Consider the following 14,525-nt stretch of genomic DNA (forward strand, 5'->3'; position numbering starts at 1 on the left):
CGTGAAGAGATGATACAGGGGAACAGGGTGCTGGCGGTCATACCCGCCCGTGGCGGCAGCAAGTCGATACCGCGGAAAAATATAACGCCGCTGGCGGGAAAGCCTCTGCTGTCCTGGACCGTTGAGGTTGCGAAGCAGGTGGGCGAAATCGACAGGATCATCGTGTCCACCGACGACGACGAGATAGGCAGGGTAGCCGGAGAGAGCGGGGCCGAAGTCTACTCCCGGCCCTCCCGGCTTGCCGCGGACGATGCCCTGGTTATCGACACCTTGAGATATCTCATCGAAGCTTTGCGAAACGAAGGCGAGAGCGCCGACATAGTCATGTTGCTGGAACCCACCTCACCCTTGCGGAGCGCCGACGATATACGGCAGTGTCTCGCATTGTTGCAAGACAGCGCCATCGATTCTGTTGCCACCTTCAAGGAGGCCGAATTGAACCCGTGCCGGGCATGGAGGATCGAGAACGGCCAACCGGATGTGTTCATCCCCGGCGTCAACCCGTGGCTGCCCCGGCAAAAGCTCCCCAGGGCCTACCAGTTGAACGGCGCCGTGTATGCGTTCCGGGCCGACAGACTGACGGCGGATGTCCCCGGCATCCTCTTCGGCAACTCGGCGGCGGTCATTATGCCGGCAGAGAGGTCGGTCGATATTGATGATGAACTTGATTTAGAGATCGTTGAGGCAATCATCAAGAAAAATGAAAACAGGAGACAATAATGAGGAAAAATATTAATGATCTCTTGTCACTAAAGGGCAGGGTCGCCCTTGTCACCGGTGGGGCCGGGTATCTGGGGAGCGAGATGAGCTATACTCTGGCGGAATTAGGCGCAAACGTAGTTATCGCCAGCCGTGACCTGAAAAAATGTCAGGAGCGGTGCGAGGAAATAGCCGAGAACGTCGGCAATGGCATCAAGATGCTCGCGATTGAGCTCGACTTGCTTGACAAACAATCCATCGTCAGGTGCTTCGAGGAAATCCACAAGCATTTTGATGCGATTGACATCCTGATCAACAACGCATGGTCGGGCAACAAGAACAGTTGGGAATCAATCAACGATAAGGATTGGGATTATGACATCAATATGAGCTTGAATTCAAATTTCCGGATTACCAAAATAGCATTTCCTGATCTTGTGAAAACGAAAGGTGTTATCCTCAACATTGCCTCGATGTATGGACATATCAGTCCGGATTACAGGATTTACGACGGCGAGCAGTTTACGAATCCGCCAAGTTATGGCGCCGCCAAAGCAGGAGTAATTCAGTTTACCAAATATCTGGCCAGCTTTCTCTCTCCGCACCAAATTAGAGTTAATGCCCTAAGCCCCGGCGCTTTTCCGCATGAGGCAACCCAGCAACATACGGAATTTATGGCGCGGCTCGGTTCAAAGAATCCGATGAATCGCATCGGTTACCCATATGAATTGAAGGGTGCTGTCGCATTGCTCTGCTCCGACGCCGGAAGCTATATAACTGGTCAGAATATCTGCGTAGATGGAGGATGGGGTGCATGGTAACCAGACTTGGGACTATCGGTTTCAGCGAAGGAAATGGACATCTGTTTCCATTCCCACCCCTCATAAACAGTTTTTCCGGTTCTGCTTCCGGCGGTCATTATGCCGGCAGGAATGATGCTTTTCTTGCGGGATCCCTACTTGCCAGGGGGGGTAGATGAATGATTCGGTCCTTATCACCGGCGTAAGCAGTGGTGTCGGCTTGTCGCTAACGGAACATCTTTCGCAGAAGTACCATGTGCTGGCTGTTGGCAGGCAGGAAAAGGTTATTCAAGAAGCCTTCCGGCACAACAAAAACGTAACGACCTACTGCATGGACCTGGCGAAGCCGGAGGAGTTGGAAGGCGGCCTTGAGCATATCCTGGAGAGCTATCCGTACATACCGTATGTTATCAATAACGCTGGGGTGAATAGAGGCGGAACGTTCGACTCCCTGGACATGGATGATGTCATGCGTTCCTTTCGGGTGAACTTTTTTGCCCCTTTATATATCCTAAAGAAGACCATTCCGGCAATGAAGGCCAATAACTTCGGCAGAGTGATCAATGTAACCTCCGGTGCGCCTTTGAACTGTTTTCCGGGATACGGCGCGTATAGCTCGTCAAAAGGGGCATTGAACGCTTTCACGGTGACGGCGGCAAAGGAGTGCAGCGATTACAATATCAAGATCAACCTAATGAGCCCAGGGCCGGTTCGCAGCAACATGGCGCTTGACGCCCCCATGCCCCCTTCCGTCTGCCACCCGACTGTTGACTACCTGTTGTCACTGGATGAAAACGGCCCCTCCGGCCGCTTTTTCTGGCTGGGATACGAGATTCCCCTTTTCCCGGAACTGGAGGGAATCAGATGGCTGGAGGGAAAGGCCGATGAACGGTACAGGAGGGTTTTGTGACGATCCGGCTCGGCATGATAGGGTTTAGTGAGGGCAATGGTCACCCGTTTTCGTTTTCATCGATCATAAACGGTTATTCGGATGCCGGGCTGGCCGCTTCCGGATGGCCCGTGATCTACGACTACGTACGGCGCCGCGATCCATCCGAATTCGGCATCGATGGGGTTGGGGTGACCCATTGCTGGAGCCAGGACCCGCACGTAACAAAAAGGCTGTGCGAAGCCTGCCTGATTCCCCATGCGGTCTCCCGCCCCGAGGATATGATCGGCAATGTGGATGCGGTGATCATCGCCCGCGACGACTACGAAAATCACTTCGACCTGGCAATCCCTTTTCTGAAGGCGGGAATGCACGTCTTCGTCGACAAGCCCCTGAGTCTCTCCATCTCCGAACTGGCGACCTTGGGAGAATATCTGAGGAACGGGAAGCTCATGTCCTGTGCGGGCATGCGATACGCCAAAGAGCTCGACGAGCCTCGGGCCGCGCTGAACGAGTATGGGGATATCCGCCTGATTCGCGGGACCATCCTCAATTCATGGGAGAAATACGGGATTCATCTCGTGGATGCCATCTCCAATGTCGTCCGTTCCCGGGCCGTTTCGGTGGTCGCACTCGATGCGCCCCATACCTCGGTTGCTGTCCAGATGGATGACGGGTCGCTCCTGCAACTCGACGCCCTTGGGGATGTGGCGAAATGCTTCCGCGTCGATTTTTTCGGAACCAGGAAGATCTCCTCCCATGAGATCACCGATAATTTTTCCATGTTCAGCAGGATGCTATGGCACTTCTGCCAATCCATCAAGGATGGCAGGCCCGCCATTGACCCGGAGGAAACGCTCGGAGCCATGCGGCTTCTCATGGCGGGCAGGATGTCCCGATCCCAGGGGAGGAAGGTCTTTTTGCATGAAATCCACCTATAGGAACATGTTTGATCTAACGGGTAAGACCGCGATCGTGACTGGTGGGCTGGGCATTCTTGGCCGCCGTTTCTGCCAGGGGCTGGCCGAGTTCAACGCCAATGTTGCCGTTGTTGACCTAGATGGCGATAAAACGGCGGAATTCGCCCGGGAACTGGCTGAAGAATTCGGGATCGAGGCGGAAGGCGTCCCCTGCGACGTATCGGATCCGGGATCCGTAAGCGCCATGGTGCAGAGGGTGGTGGAGCGGTTCGGCAACGTGCATATCCTGCACAATAACGCTGCTTCCAAGTCGTCTGATCATGAGGCTTTTTTCGCGCCGTTCGAAGATTATTCCCTTGAGGAGTGGCGCAAGGTCATGGCGGTCAACATCGACGGCATGTTTCTGGTCGCCCAGGCGGTGGGAGGCAGGATGGTACTCCAGGGGACCGGCGGAAGCATCATCCAGACGTCTTCCATCTATGGCATCCTTGCCTCTGACAAGAGAATTTACGAGGGTTCCTTCTATCTGGGGCGACAGATCAGCAATCCGGGGGTCTATGCCGCCTCCAAGGCTGCGGTCGTCGGATTGACGAAATACCTGGCGGCCTATTGGGCCGATAAGGGGATCAGGGTCAATACCCTCGTTCCCGCCGGTGTCGAGAGCGGACAGAATGAAACCTTCAAGGAGCGCTACTCCGCACGTGTCCCCCTAGGCCGCATGGCGCAGGGCGAAGAAATGGTCGGCGCCCTGATCTATCTGGCTTCGGATGCATCGAGCTATGTGACGGGGCAGAATATCGTGGTCGATGGAGGGCTGAGCGTGTGGTGATGTGAGTGTGCCATGAACAACCGGCGTAGTGCCACGTCGTTTGAAGCAGGTTCAACGCAAACAAGAATTTTATTGAGCTAGGTACGTATGCCCAGAAAAATCACCATTGTCATGTATCACTTCGTACGGGATCTGAAACATTCCCGATACCCGGAGATCAAGGGGTTGGAGCTGCAGGATTTTGTCGGCCAGGTCGGCTACATGCGTGCACACTATACCCCCATAACGATGGAGGAGCTTATTCATGCGGCTCATACAAAGGGGTACGAATTGCCGCCGAAGGCGCTTCTGTTAACCTTTGATGATGGCTATATCGATCATTTCACCAACGTATTTCCTGTTCTCGACAGATACGGAATACAGGGGTGTTTTTTTCCACCGGCCAAGGCGATCACCAAGCATCTCGTGCTCGATGTGAACAAGATCCATTTTGTTCTCGCATCGGTAAACGACACGACACGAATCATCCAAACAATCTTCTCCGATATCAGAGAGAACCAATCCGGATACTCTCTCGACCGGCCTGAATCCTACTATGAAAAACTGGCGGTGGCGGGCCGCTACGATACGGCGGATGTCGTTTTCATCAAGAGGATACTGCAGAAAGGCCTTCCGGAAGAACTCAGGGCAAGGATGGTGGACAAGCTGTTCGCCGAGTTTGTTACCGGTGACGAGGCTGCCTTTGCCAGGGAATTATACATGGACGTGGAGCAACTCGAGTGCATGCGGAGAAACGGCATGTTCATCGGAAGCCACGGCTATGACCACTACTGGCTGGACTCGCTTTCAAAGGAGGAACAGGAACGGGAGATCGATCTCTCGCTCAAATTCCTGGGCGGTATCGGGTGTGACCTCGAAAACTGGGTAATGTGCTATCCGTATGGTGGCTACAATGATTCCCTGCTTTCAATTCTGGACATGAGAGGATGCAGGATCGGTTTATCGGTAAGCGTCGGGATCGCGGATATGGAGCGCGAGAATCCTTTGGCTCTTTCGCGGATTGATACCAATGACCTGCCGAAGAGAAGCGATGCCCAGCCCAATGAGTGGACCAGAAAAATCATGGTCTGACAGGTTGCCATGGTAATTGTCGCGGAACCGGGAGAAGAAACGTGAGTCTGATGATGGAGATATTGCACGACCTGACCCCGCTGAACAGGGTCATCTGTTCAAGCGATTATGACAAGACCATTGAATATTTGCAGAAAATTCTTCCGTTCAAGGTTATTGAATACCGCGCTGACGAGGAATACAACGGGTGGGTAATACCGCCCAAATGGGACGTCAAGGAAGCAAAGATCCTCAAGGATGGTAAGGTCATCTACGACGGGAAGTGGCATGCACTGGCCGTCATCTCCTTGTCGCAAAGGTTTCATGGGAAAGTCGACCTTCAGGAGCTGAAACAGCATCTTCACTACGATCACCGGTATGACGATTCGATTACGTTCCACTTCAGGCAACTCTTCAGGAGTTGGCAGAGGGAGTGGGGCTTCTGTGTCCCCAAGACCTTCTATGACGGACTTCAGGAAGGCGAATACGAGGTCGTTATTGAAACCGAGGAATCGCAAGGAGCTTTGAAGATGCTGGAATTCACCCAAAAGGGGGAACTCAGCGAGACCTTTACATTCTGCGCAAACCTCGACCACCCCGGGGTCGCCAATGACGGCTTGGCCGGCGTTGTTGCCGGGATAGAGCTTTTCCGGCGCCTTGCCGGGAAGAGCACCAAGTTTACCTATAAACTGGTTCTCGCCCAGGGGATCATGGGTACGGAATATTATCTCGGCAAGCAGGATAAGAACGAGCGTGAGAGGATTCTGGAATGTGCCTGTCTGTGGATGCTCGGTTCGCAAACGGGCCTTGCCCTCCAGGAATCGCGGGGCGCCAACTCGAATCTCGAACAGGCGATGGCCGCGGTCATGGGAGGACTGGGGATACCGTATCGCCGTGGGGTTTTTGAGAGTATTATCATCAATGACGAGTATATCTGGGAGGCCTACGGCATCCCGTCCTGCTCCCTGTCGCGCATGCCGTACCCCGAATACCATTCTTCACGGGACAACTGTTCCCTCATGAGCGAGGCATGTCTTGAGGAGGCGGTCGGCGTGCTGGAAAAAACGGTGGAACTCTTGGAGGCATCGTCACTTGTTTATAAGAAGTTTGAGGGGAATATCTGTCTTTCCAACCCTCGCTACGATCTCTACATTGATCTCGGTCAAGCGGCGTTTGGTGATGCTCCAAGCGACGAGAGAAAGAAGATGAGGCTGCTCATGGACCTGATACCAACGTTGCAGCGGCCGGTTACGACAAAGAGTTTGGCCGATAGGGTCGGCCTGGAGGAAGCCTGCGTCTCAGACTATCTGTCCCGCTGGGCCGCAAAAGGGCTCTTGGAAATCAGGTGATTTTCCACGGGCAGCTCTATGAACAGGCATAGTGATAGAGCTCGAGCCCTTTGCGTGAAGCCGACTTCCAACAGACCTCTGAGGTAATTTTTCCGTTGCCTGCCGTGGCCTGTGGTAAAGAAGTACCGAATTTTCAGCGATTATGTCCCGGAGACCTTATTTCATGTTCTTAACCATCAGAAAAATGTTCGATCTGCTTTCCAAAAGAGAAAAGATCCAACTCTATGTTCAGTTCGTTGCCCTGGTCAGTATGGCCTTCGTCGAGATGGCCGGCATCGCCTCGATCCTTCCCTTCATGGCGGTGGTTGCAAATCCGGGCGTGATCCGGACCAACCGGTGGCTGAAACATGCCTATGATTTCTTCCAATTCAGCAGCCTGCAGAGTTTTCTGTTTTTTCTGGGAATAGTGGTGCTTGGCCTCATGGTCTTCAGCAACCTGTTCAAAGCCCTGACCACCTGGCTGACGCTCCGGTACGACAACAGGCTCAATTACAACCTGGCGCGCCGGCTTCTCGCGGCGTACCTGGCACGGCCCTATGAGTTTTTCCTCAACAGAAACACCGCTGAAATGGGCAAGAATGTGCTCTCCGAGGCACGGACCGTTATCGCCGGGATTCTCAGCCCTGGCATGCAGCTCCTGTCAAGTTCCTTGCTCTGCATCTTTATTATGGCTTTTCTGATGGTCGTCGATCCCTTTGTTGCCGTTGCCATTATCGTCGTTCTCGGTGGGTCCTATGGCGCGATCTACCTTGTGGTACGCCGCCGCCTGGTCCGCATCGGCCGGGAACAGGTTGAAGCCAACACCATGAAGTTCAAGGCGGCCAGCGAGGCACTGAGCGGCATCAAGGACCTGAAGATTCTGGGAAGGGAACGGGTATTTCTGGACAGGTTCGCGGTCCATGCCCTGCGTCATGCGCGGCAGAATGCCACGGTTGGCGTTATCTCCCAGCTTCCGCGGTATGCTCTGGAAACCATCGCTTTTGGCGGCATTCTGCTGATCGTCATCTATTCCCTGGAATCCGAGAAAGATGTGGGCAAGATAGTCCCGCTTCTGTCCATCTATGCTTTTGCCGGATACCGGCTGATGCCGGCCCTGCAGCAGATCTTTGCCAGCATTTCGGCAGTGCGCGTAAGCCTGCCCACCCTGGATATCTTGCATCAGGATATGTGCGAAAGTCCTCTGTCAACCGATCCTGATGTTGCCGTTGTCGATGCTCAGAGCCTGAAGCCCTTGCCGTTCACACAAAAACTCGTGCTCAAGAGTATATCCTTTCGTTATGCCGGAGCTCAAGAACCTGCCGTCAAAGGGATCAGCCTGACGATCTCCCCCAACACCTCTATCGGTCTGGTCGGCGCCACGGGCTCCGGCAAGACAACCACCGTGGATATCATCCTCGGTCTGTTGAGCCCGACCCATGGTCAATTGCTGGTGGACGGTAGCGAGGTCAGCGGCGATATTGTCGCCAACTGGCAACGCAACCTGGGCTACGTGCCCCAGCACATCTACCTTTGCGACGACACCATCACCCGTAATATCGCCTTTGGCGTCCCTGAGGAGGACATCGACATGGAGGCCGTGATTCGTGCCGCCCGCGTTGCCAACCTGAATGACTTTATCGAACAAGAGCTGCCCAACGGCTTCGAGACGGTCATCGGGGAGCGGGGAGTACGCCTGAGCGGCGGCCAGCGTCAGCGTATCGGCATTGCCCGCGCCCTCTATCGCGACCCTGTCGTGTTGATCATGGACGAGGCCACCAGCGCCCTGGACGGTATTACCGAGGAGGCGGTGATGGATGCCCTTCGTACCCTTTCGGGAGAAAAAACCATCATCATGATCGCCCACCGTCTGACCACGGTAAAGGATTGTGATATCATCTATCACATGGAGCATGGTCATATTGTCAACCAGGGTTCTTACGATGAACTGCTGGGGTCATCAGCGTGGTTTCAGGCCGCGGCGCGTACGGGGACTTGAAGGTCATAATGAACGATTGGACCTTTAGGGGCGACGTTGGAGAAAAATTATTATGAGAAATCCTTATGGGAATGTTTTCCTAATCGAATCGCCTTTGCAGTTACTAAATGCAATGGAAGCAAAAAAATATTTTGCGCTTGTGAATAATCACCTCGTTGTACGCTTGGGAGTTGGTTTTTCTCAAGAACTATTCAAAAGATTAATTGGTGCGGATGACTGGGACAGCCTTTGCTTTTTTACTCTAGATAATAAAACCATGGATTTCGAGTCAAGACTCCTCGGCAAGAGCATATCAAATAAAATCCGGGGCTTCCGTTGTGATTGTCAACAGTACCTGAATAGAAAAAAATTAGACAATATTGTGACTTCCTTTGGCAGGGTCAAGAATATTTTTCTAGGTAATTATCTTGCAGGGTGGAAACAATACATGCGGCACTTTGCAAATACTCTCCCACACGAGACCCTTTATATCCTTGACGATGGTACGGATGTCATAAAGATCAACGATGAACGAAAGAACTATCTTCTAAGAAAAGCATGCCCGAAAGAATCAGACTCAAGTTTTTGGGGCCTACGGCAGATGTGGCGACAGTCCTGCATTAGGTGGGATGATAAAGATGCTAATAATATTAATTTTTTTACTGCATATGGCATTGAAGTAGGAAAAGGTGATTGTTTGATTAGAAACGAGTATACGTATTTGCGAGAAATGGTTACACGTGCCATGCCTTCTGATGAAGTTTTTTTTCTGGGGCAATGTTTGGTTGAAGATGGTTATATAAAAGAAGAATTATATTTGGAATATTTAAAAAAAATAAAGGCATATTTTGCCGGTGAAAATTTGTTTTATATTCCCCATCCGCGCGAGTCGATTGAAATGATAGATAAAATCAAAGGATATCTGGGGTTTGAGATCAAATGCTTTAATGGGCCGATTGAATATGAAATCACTGTCAAGGGGAATATGCCAAAAATTCTCGCATCTTTCTTTTGTTCCGCACTGCAAAATTGTAATATTATCTTGGGCCACAACGTTAGAATCAAGGCGTTCTATTTGGCCCCTGAACATTTAGTGCGGTTCCATGAATTTGTTCAGAGCATTTACACATATTTCGAAAATAATACTTGTGAAAGTTTCGAAGTAGTTACGTTGTGACGTCTGAATAGTTTTGAGCCTATAAGACCTTCTGATTTAACTAAGATTGCCCGGCAACAAGTATAGGTTTATCGCTTTTTCGCGGAGACACAATATGGAATTGGTAAGTGTTGTCATTCCAACCTACAACGGTGCACGATACCTGCTGGAATCAGTTCAGTCAGTGCTTGATCAGACGTATCCACGTTTCGAAATCATTGTCGTGGATGATGGGTCCAGCCAGGACATTTGCTCTGTACTCGCCCCGGTCTCTGACAGGGTTATCTATTTAAGACAAGACAATGCTGGGTGTGGCGCTGCCAGAAACCTGGGTCTAAACGCAGCAAATGGTTCATATGTGGCCTTCATCGATGATGATGATCAATGGCTGCCTGGAAACCTGGAGAGCCTTGTCCGTACAATCGAAGGGGATCCCAATTGCGCTCTGGTCTATTCATATCCATCCCTAATTGATGAACACGGCAAGGATATCGTCAACGAGCGTCCCTCCAGCATGCCCAGTGGAGATGTATATCTTGAATTTCTGAGAAGGAATCGTATCAACACTCCTTCTGTGACCTTGCTTCGTAAATCCTGCTTGGTTGAGGTCGGTTTATTCAATCCGAATATCCTCTGTGAGGACTATGAACTATGGCTCAGAATCGCACGAAAGTTCAGAATTATATTCTGCGCGGAAAAGCTTGTGTGCTACCGCCTAAGCTCTGGCAGTCTCTCCAAGAGATATGACGAAATGCTGAATGGGCATGTCACTATTATTAATTTCGAAATTGCCCGTAGCGGTGATTTGATTGGACTCGATAAGAATAGTGTTCGCAATGCGGCTAAACTCAACCTGAGCGACATTTATAGAAAATATGCGTTTATCTATTATTATGACGTGAAAGATAGAAAAAAGGCTAAGTCTTGTTTGTCAAAGGCGCTGAAGATACGTCCCTTTGATGCGCAGAACATAGTATATTATCTGCTGTGCAGCCTGCCGCAACCGGTTTTTGAACCGGTGATAAAGGTCAAGCGTCTTTTGACTAAATGGAGCTCTTAAAGATTATGAGGGCTCATTCGAGTTTTTTTTTAGTGACATTGGTTTACAATGGGCTGCCATATCCTTTGACGGAATTGAATGTCTAATAATGCTGATTATATTCTTAAAGGGAGGGCTGATTAAATGGTAGACGAAAACCTCCCAATGTCATATCAACCATTGGTGTCAGTTGTCATGCCGGCATATAACGCATCAGAATTTATTGCTGAAGCGATTAAGAGTGTGTTGTCACAGACCTATCAACATCTCGAATTGATAGTTATTGATGATGGTTCTGTTGATAATACCGGCGAAATTGTAAGTGAGTTTGTCGAAAAATATAAGCCTACTATCAGATATCAATACCAGGATAACAGTGGACGGCCTGCATGTGCCAGGAATAAGGGAATTATATTGGCGCGTGGCGAATGGATTGCTTTTCTTGACAGTGATGATTATTGGATTAATGGTCATCTCCAACAATTAATTGAGAAGGCAGAAATAGATAAAGAAGTTGATCTGGTATATGGATCAAAAATTTGGGTGGATCAAAACGGTAACGAATATCCTCCAGAATATCAACCCAGGTATGAAATGCCGGAAGGATGGATATTTGCGGAGATGTTCAAAAATAACCTGATGTGTACTTCATCGTTGCTTGTGAAGAGAAGTAAAATATTGGATGTCGATTTGTTTAATGAATCTCAGGAGTTGAAGGTAGCAGAGGATTATGATCTCTGTCTGAAAATATCAGCCATATCTAAAGTTGCTTCTTTGCCCAAGCTAAAATATTACTATCGAAGACATAATACAAATACAACATTAGATAATAGTAAAAGGGCGAGGGGACTCATCACTGCTGTTGATAACGCGGCTAATCTCGTGATTAACGGTAAGGTTGCAAAGGAAAATAATTTACAGGATGTTGATATTCGCAAACGAATCGTTGAGTTGTATGAACACGCAGTACTCACTACATATTATGATAAGAACTATTTAGAAATGAGAAGATTTGTTGTAGAAGGTATTTTAAGAGGTATAATGACACGGAAAATAGTCGAAAAGGTCGTATTATCGCTGTTACCTCGTAAGGTTGTGGCTATAATTAAAAACATGGTCAGGGCAAAATGATTACATCAGAATATTTACTTAGCTCAATTAATAAATATTTGCAATGCACACATATTGAGGGCGCTGGAAGGTATAAAAGTAGCGTTGACGGAAAAGAGACGCTTTACGCATCATGCTTTGCGTTGATGATCATGCATTTTATCGGCGAATTCAGCGAAATTTCTGAAAAAGAGAAAGCTGAGTGGGCTGAATATATCTTGTCGCATCAAGATCCTGAAACGGGATATTTTGTTGGTCCTGAAATTTCACAGGGGAAACTACTCAGTGAGGCCCACTCAAGGGACCATCTCTCAATGCACCTCACGGCACATGTTTTGCCGGCACTCAAAATACTCGGAATAAAGCCTAAATATTCGTTAAAATTTGCTGAAAAATATTTAGATATTGAGTATTTGGATACGTGGTTGTGTGGGATTGATTGGACAAGTGCCTGGCTCGAAGGAAACAATCTGTTATTTGTAGGGCAGTTTTTAATTTATTTATATGAAGAGTATAATATTGCTGAAGCCAGACCAGTAGTTGATTATCTGTTGAATTGGCTTGATACAAAAATAGACAGCAATACCGGTTTATGGGGTACAGAAGGATGTGCGGATATAGCTCCGGCTATTTATGGTGCCTATCACCAATTGATATTATATTATTATTTGAATCATAATATAAAATATAGAGAAAAGATTATTGATTCAGTATTATCAATACAACACATTGATGGAGGCTTTTCTAATTATTTTGGAGGTGGGAGCTGCGAGGATGTTGACTGTGTTGATATCCTTGTTAATATGTATAAAATTACAAACTACAAACACAATAAAATAGAAACAGCATTAAGAAAGTCCGCCTGCAACTTGATAAGGAAGCTTACTTTTGAGGGGGGATTTTACTATAAAAGAAACACAGAATTTTATCATATGGGTATGGAATATACTTATGCTCCACCGCAAAGTGCAAATATGTTTTCAACGTGGTTTACTGTACATACTCTTTTTCTAATTAGTGAAGTTATTGATCTTCCATGTACAAGAAATATAAACTATAATTTTAATCAGGCATGCTCCATGGGATGGCATACAAAATCAGGTTTGAATAAAGCGCGCTTCTATTGGAATGATATTCCCGGAGTTATCGCAAGCACCATTCTCTATAAATTGTATTTTGAGGCTGTTGATATAAAGGACAACTGCAGACCAATCAACAGGATTTATAACCTCATAAGAGGACGACATGCCCAAGGTTAGCGTTGTCATAACATGCTACAACTATGGCAAATATCTTGACGATTGTTTGAGATCAGTGCTTGGTCAGACCTTTAAAGACATCGAAATAATTGTGATCGATGACGGTTCAAGCGATAACACAGAAGAAGTCATGAGGACATACGTACAAAATCCTCTGATCAGTTACGTTAAGCAAGAGAACAAAGGGCAGGCTGTTGCGAAAAATGTGGGGGTGAGGCTGTCTCGCGGTGAATTTGTGGCTTTTCTCGATGCCGACGACCGATGGTGCGTGGAAAAACTCGAAAAACAGATGGTCTGCTTCGACAATGAACGTACGGGAGTTGTCTATTGCCGGGCACGATATATTGACGAGAACAACGATAGCTTTGACTATGAAATGACAGGCACCTATCTTCAACCGCGACGCGGGGCGGTTACCAAGTGGCTCTTGTTCGACAATTTTGTGCAGTTTTCTTCCTCCATTGTCAGGAAAGCGTGTTTTGAAAGATTCGGTGGGTTTAACGAAAGCCTGAAAATGGGCATTGACTGGGATCTATGGCTCAGGATATCTACGGCTTACGAATTCGACTATGTGGATGACCGCCTGTTTTATTACCGCATGGGGCATTCGGGGCAGATGTCCAAAAACCAGGAGGAAAGGCAGCGATGTTCCGACAGGATCATGGTGAATTTCCTGGGAGCATATCCGGGACTCCTTTCGACCTGGACCATACGGAAGGCATACGCGGTTACGTATTGCAACCGTGGTGAATACTATCGTTCCATTGACCGGAAAAAATCCAGTTGGTACTTCATAGATGCTATCGGCCAAAACCCGGCCGAAGTGGCTGCATACAAAGGCTTGGTGAAAAATCTCCTGACGGCCTGCGGGAGAGGTGTTTCATGAACTGGAAACAATTTATTTTTATCGTTACTTCCGATCTTTACCGGTATTGCGGCCAACGCAACTTGGGTCCCTTCTTGAAGTGTTATGCAACTATCCCCGGTTTCAGATATTCTTTTTTCATGAGAACCGCCCGGTATCTGAAGTCGAAGGGCATTTGGTTCTTACCTATTTATGCTATGGCACGGCTCTTGCTCAATCATTATCAGTTCAAATACGGGATCAGCATCCCCTACAACACCGACATCGGGCCAGGGCTTTACATCGGCCATTTTGGTGGGATCATTGTGAATTGCGAAGCAAAAATAGGTTGCAACTGCAATATCAACCAGGAAGTGACCATCGGCACGACCTATGGTGGCAAATATCCCGGAACCCCGGTAATCATGAACAACGTATATTTCGGGCCTGGCAGCAAGATCATTGGGGGGATAACCATCGGCAATCACGCCGCTGTCGGAGCCAACTGCGTGGTGACCAAGCCGACACCCGATTACGGAGTGATCGTGGGGATTCCCGGAGAAATAGTCTCCACAAAGGGATCCGGTGAATATGTCGTGAATACGGTGGAAGTTTGTGAAGTGTGAC

The 14,525-nt window shown here is 48.8% G+C and carries 14 protein-coding genes; all 14 read left to right on the forward strand.

Annotated elements, in window-relative coordinates:
* Window positions 1-9 precede the first annotated feature (9 nt).
* The 14 genes from ET418_RS12595 to ET418_RS12660 all read left to right on the forward strand — a co-directional run bounded on the left by ET418_RS12595 (window position 10) and on the right by ET418_RS12660 (window position 14,524).
* The gene (locus ET418_RS12595; RefSeq protein ID WP_149308001.1) at window positions 10-720 is read left to right on the forward strand and encodes an acylneuraminate cytidylyltransferase family protein; all 711 of its coding nucleotides are present in this window, start codon (window positions 10-12) and stop codon (window positions 718-720) included.
* Window positions 720-1,520, forward strand: coding sequence for an SDR family NAD(P)-dependent oxidoreductase (locus tag ET418_RS12600; RefSeq protein ID WP_149308003.1), 801 nt, complete (start codon window positions 720-722; stop codon window positions 1,518-1,520). The genes ET418_RS12595 and ET418_RS12600 overlap by 1 nt, the downstream gene beginning before the upstream one ends.
* 154 nt (window positions 1,521-1,674) lie before the next feature.
* Window positions 1,675-2,409: an SDR family NAD(P)-dependent oxidoreductase gene (locus ET418_RS12605; RefSeq protein ID WP_149308005.1), complete on the forward strand. Its 735-nt coding sequence runs from the start codon at window positions 1,675-1,677 to the stop codon at window positions 2,407-2,409.
* Window positions 2,406-3,329: a Gfo/Idh/MocA family oxidoreductase gene (locus ET418_RS12610; RefSeq protein ID WP_149308007.1), complete on the forward strand. Its 924-nt coding sequence runs from the start codon at window positions 2,406-2,408 to the stop codon at window positions 3,327-3,329. The genes ET418_RS12605 and ET418_RS12610 overlap by 4 nt, the downstream gene beginning before the upstream one ends.
* On the forward strand, window positions 3,313-4,137 hold the full coding sequence (locus ET418_RS12615) for an SDR family oxidoreductase (RefSeq protein WP_149308009.1): 825 nt from the start codon (window positions 3,313-3,315) through the stop codon (window positions 4,135-4,137). The genes ET418_RS12610 and ET418_RS12615 overlap by 17 nt, the downstream gene beginning before the upstream one ends.
* An 87-nt stretch (window positions 4,138-4,224) precedes the next feature.
* Window positions 4,225-5,208 (forward strand): polysaccharide deacetylase family protein, encoded by a 984-nt coding sequence (locus tag ET418_RS12620; protein ID WP_149308011.1) that lies wholly within the window; start codon window positions 4,225-4,227, stop codon window positions 5,206-5,208.
* Between the two features lie 50 nt (window positions 5,209-5,258).
* Window positions 5,259-6,536, forward strand: a complete 1,278-nt coding sequence (locus ET418_RS12625; protein WP_246153063.1) for a DUF4910 domain-containing protein — start codon at window positions 5,259-5,261, stop codon at window positions 6,534-6,536.
* A gap of 163 nt (window positions 6,537-6,699) precedes the next feature.
* A complete protein-coding gene (locus ET418_RS12630) occupies window positions 6,700-8,511 on the forward strand; it encodes an ABC transporter ATP-binding protein (protein WP_149308015.1) in 1,812 nt (603 codons plus the stop codon).
* 52 nt (window positions 8,512-8,563) lie between these two features.
* Complete coding sequence (locus ET418_RS12635) at window positions 8,564-9,667, forward strand: polysialyltransferase family glycosyltransferase (RefSeq protein WP_149308017.1); 1,104 nt, start codon at window positions 8,564-8,566, stop codon at window positions 9,665-9,667.
* Between the two features lie 94 nt (window positions 9,668-9,761).
* The gene (locus ET418_RS12640; protein ID WP_149308019.1) at window positions 9,762-10,706 is read left to right on the forward strand and encodes a glycosyltransferase family 2 protein; all 945 of its coding nucleotides are present in this window, start codon (window positions 9,762-9,764) and stop codon (window positions 10,704-10,706) included.
* A 123-nt stretch (window positions 10,707-10,829) separates the two neighbouring features.
* Window positions 10,830-11,816 (forward strand): glycosyltransferase family 2 protein, encoded by a 987-nt coding sequence (locus tag ET418_RS12645; protein WP_149308021.1) that lies wholly within the window; start codon window positions 10,830-10,832, stop codon window positions 11,814-11,816.
* Window positions 11,813-13,054 (forward strand): prenyltransferase/squalene oxidase repeat-containing protein, encoded by a 1,242-nt coding sequence (locus ET418_RS12650; protein WP_149308023.1) that lies wholly within the window; start codon window positions 11,813-11,815, stop codon window positions 13,052-13,054. Before ET418_RS12645 ends, ET418_RS12650 begins: the two co-directional genes overlap by 4 nt.
* A complete protein-coding gene (locus ET418_RS12655; RefSeq protein WP_149308025.1) occupies window positions 13,041-13,940 on the forward strand; it encodes a glycosyltransferase family 2 protein in 900 nt (299 codons plus the stop codon). The genes ET418_RS12650 and ET418_RS12655 overlap by 14 nt, the downstream gene beginning before the upstream one ends.
* Window positions 13,937-14,524, forward strand: coding sequence for a serine O-acetyltransferase (locus ET418_RS12660; RefSeq protein ID WP_149308027.1), 588 nt, complete (start codon window positions 13,937-13,939; stop codon window positions 14,522-14,524). The genes ET418_RS12655 and ET418_RS12660 overlap by 4 nt, the downstream gene beginning before the upstream one ends.
* The last annotated feature ends 1 nt before the right edge of the window (window position 14,525 follow it).

Source organism: Oryzomonas rubra, from assembly GCF_008369015.1.
GTDB lineage: Bacteria > Desulfobacterota > Desulfuromonadia > Geobacterales > Pseudopelobacteraceae > Oryzomonas > Oryzomonas japonica.

Coding starts and splice junctions, on each gene's coding strand:
- ET418_RS12595 (WP_149308001.1), top strand. CDS start 10: ATGATACAGGGGAACAGGGTGCTGGCGGTCATACCCGCCCGTGGCGGC.
- ET418_RS12600 (WP_149308003.1), top strand. CDS start 720: ATGAGGAAAAATATTAATGATCTCTTGTCACTAAAGGGCAGGGTCGCC.
- ET418_RS12605 (WP_149308005.1), top strand. CDS start 1,675: ATGAATGATTCGGTCCTTATCACCGGCGTAAGCAGTGGTGTCGGCTTG.
- ET418_RS12615 (WP_149308009.1), top strand. CDS start 3,313: ATGAAATCCACCTATAGGAACATGTTTGATCTAACGGGTAAGACCGCG.
- ET418_RS12620 (WP_149308011.1), top strand. CDS start 4,225: ATGCCCAGAAAAATCACCATTGTCATGTATCACTTCGTACGGGATCTG.
- ET418_RS12625 (WP_246153063.1), top strand. CDS start 5,259: ATGATGGAGATATTGCACGACCTGACCCCGCTGAACAGGGTCATCTGT.
- ET418_RS12630 (WP_149308015.1), top strand. CDS start 6,700: ATGTTCTTAACCATCAGAAAAATGTTCGATCTGCTTTCCAAAAGAGAA.
- ET418_RS12635 (WP_149308017.1), top strand. CDS start 8,564: ATGAGAAATCCTTATGGGAATGTTTTCCTAATCGAATCGCCTTTGCAG.
- ET418_RS12640 (WP_149308019.1), top strand. CDS start 9,762: ATGGAATTGGTAAGTGTTGTCATTCCAACCTACAACGGTGCACGATAC.
- ET418_RS12645 (WP_149308021.1), top strand. CDS start 10,830: ATGGTAGACGAAAACCTCCCAATGTCATATCAACCATTGGTGTCAGTT.
- ET418_RS12650 (WP_149308023.1), top strand. CDS start 11,813: ATGATTACATCAGAATATTTACTTAGCTCAATTAATAAATATTTGCAA.
- ET418_RS12655 (WP_149308025.1), top strand. CDS start 13,041: ATGCCCAAGGTTAGCGTTGTCATAACATGCTACAACTATGGCAAATAT.
- ET418_RS12660 (WP_149308027.1), top strand. CDS start 13,937: ATGAACTGGAAACAATTTATTTTTATCGTTACTTCCGATCTTTACCGG.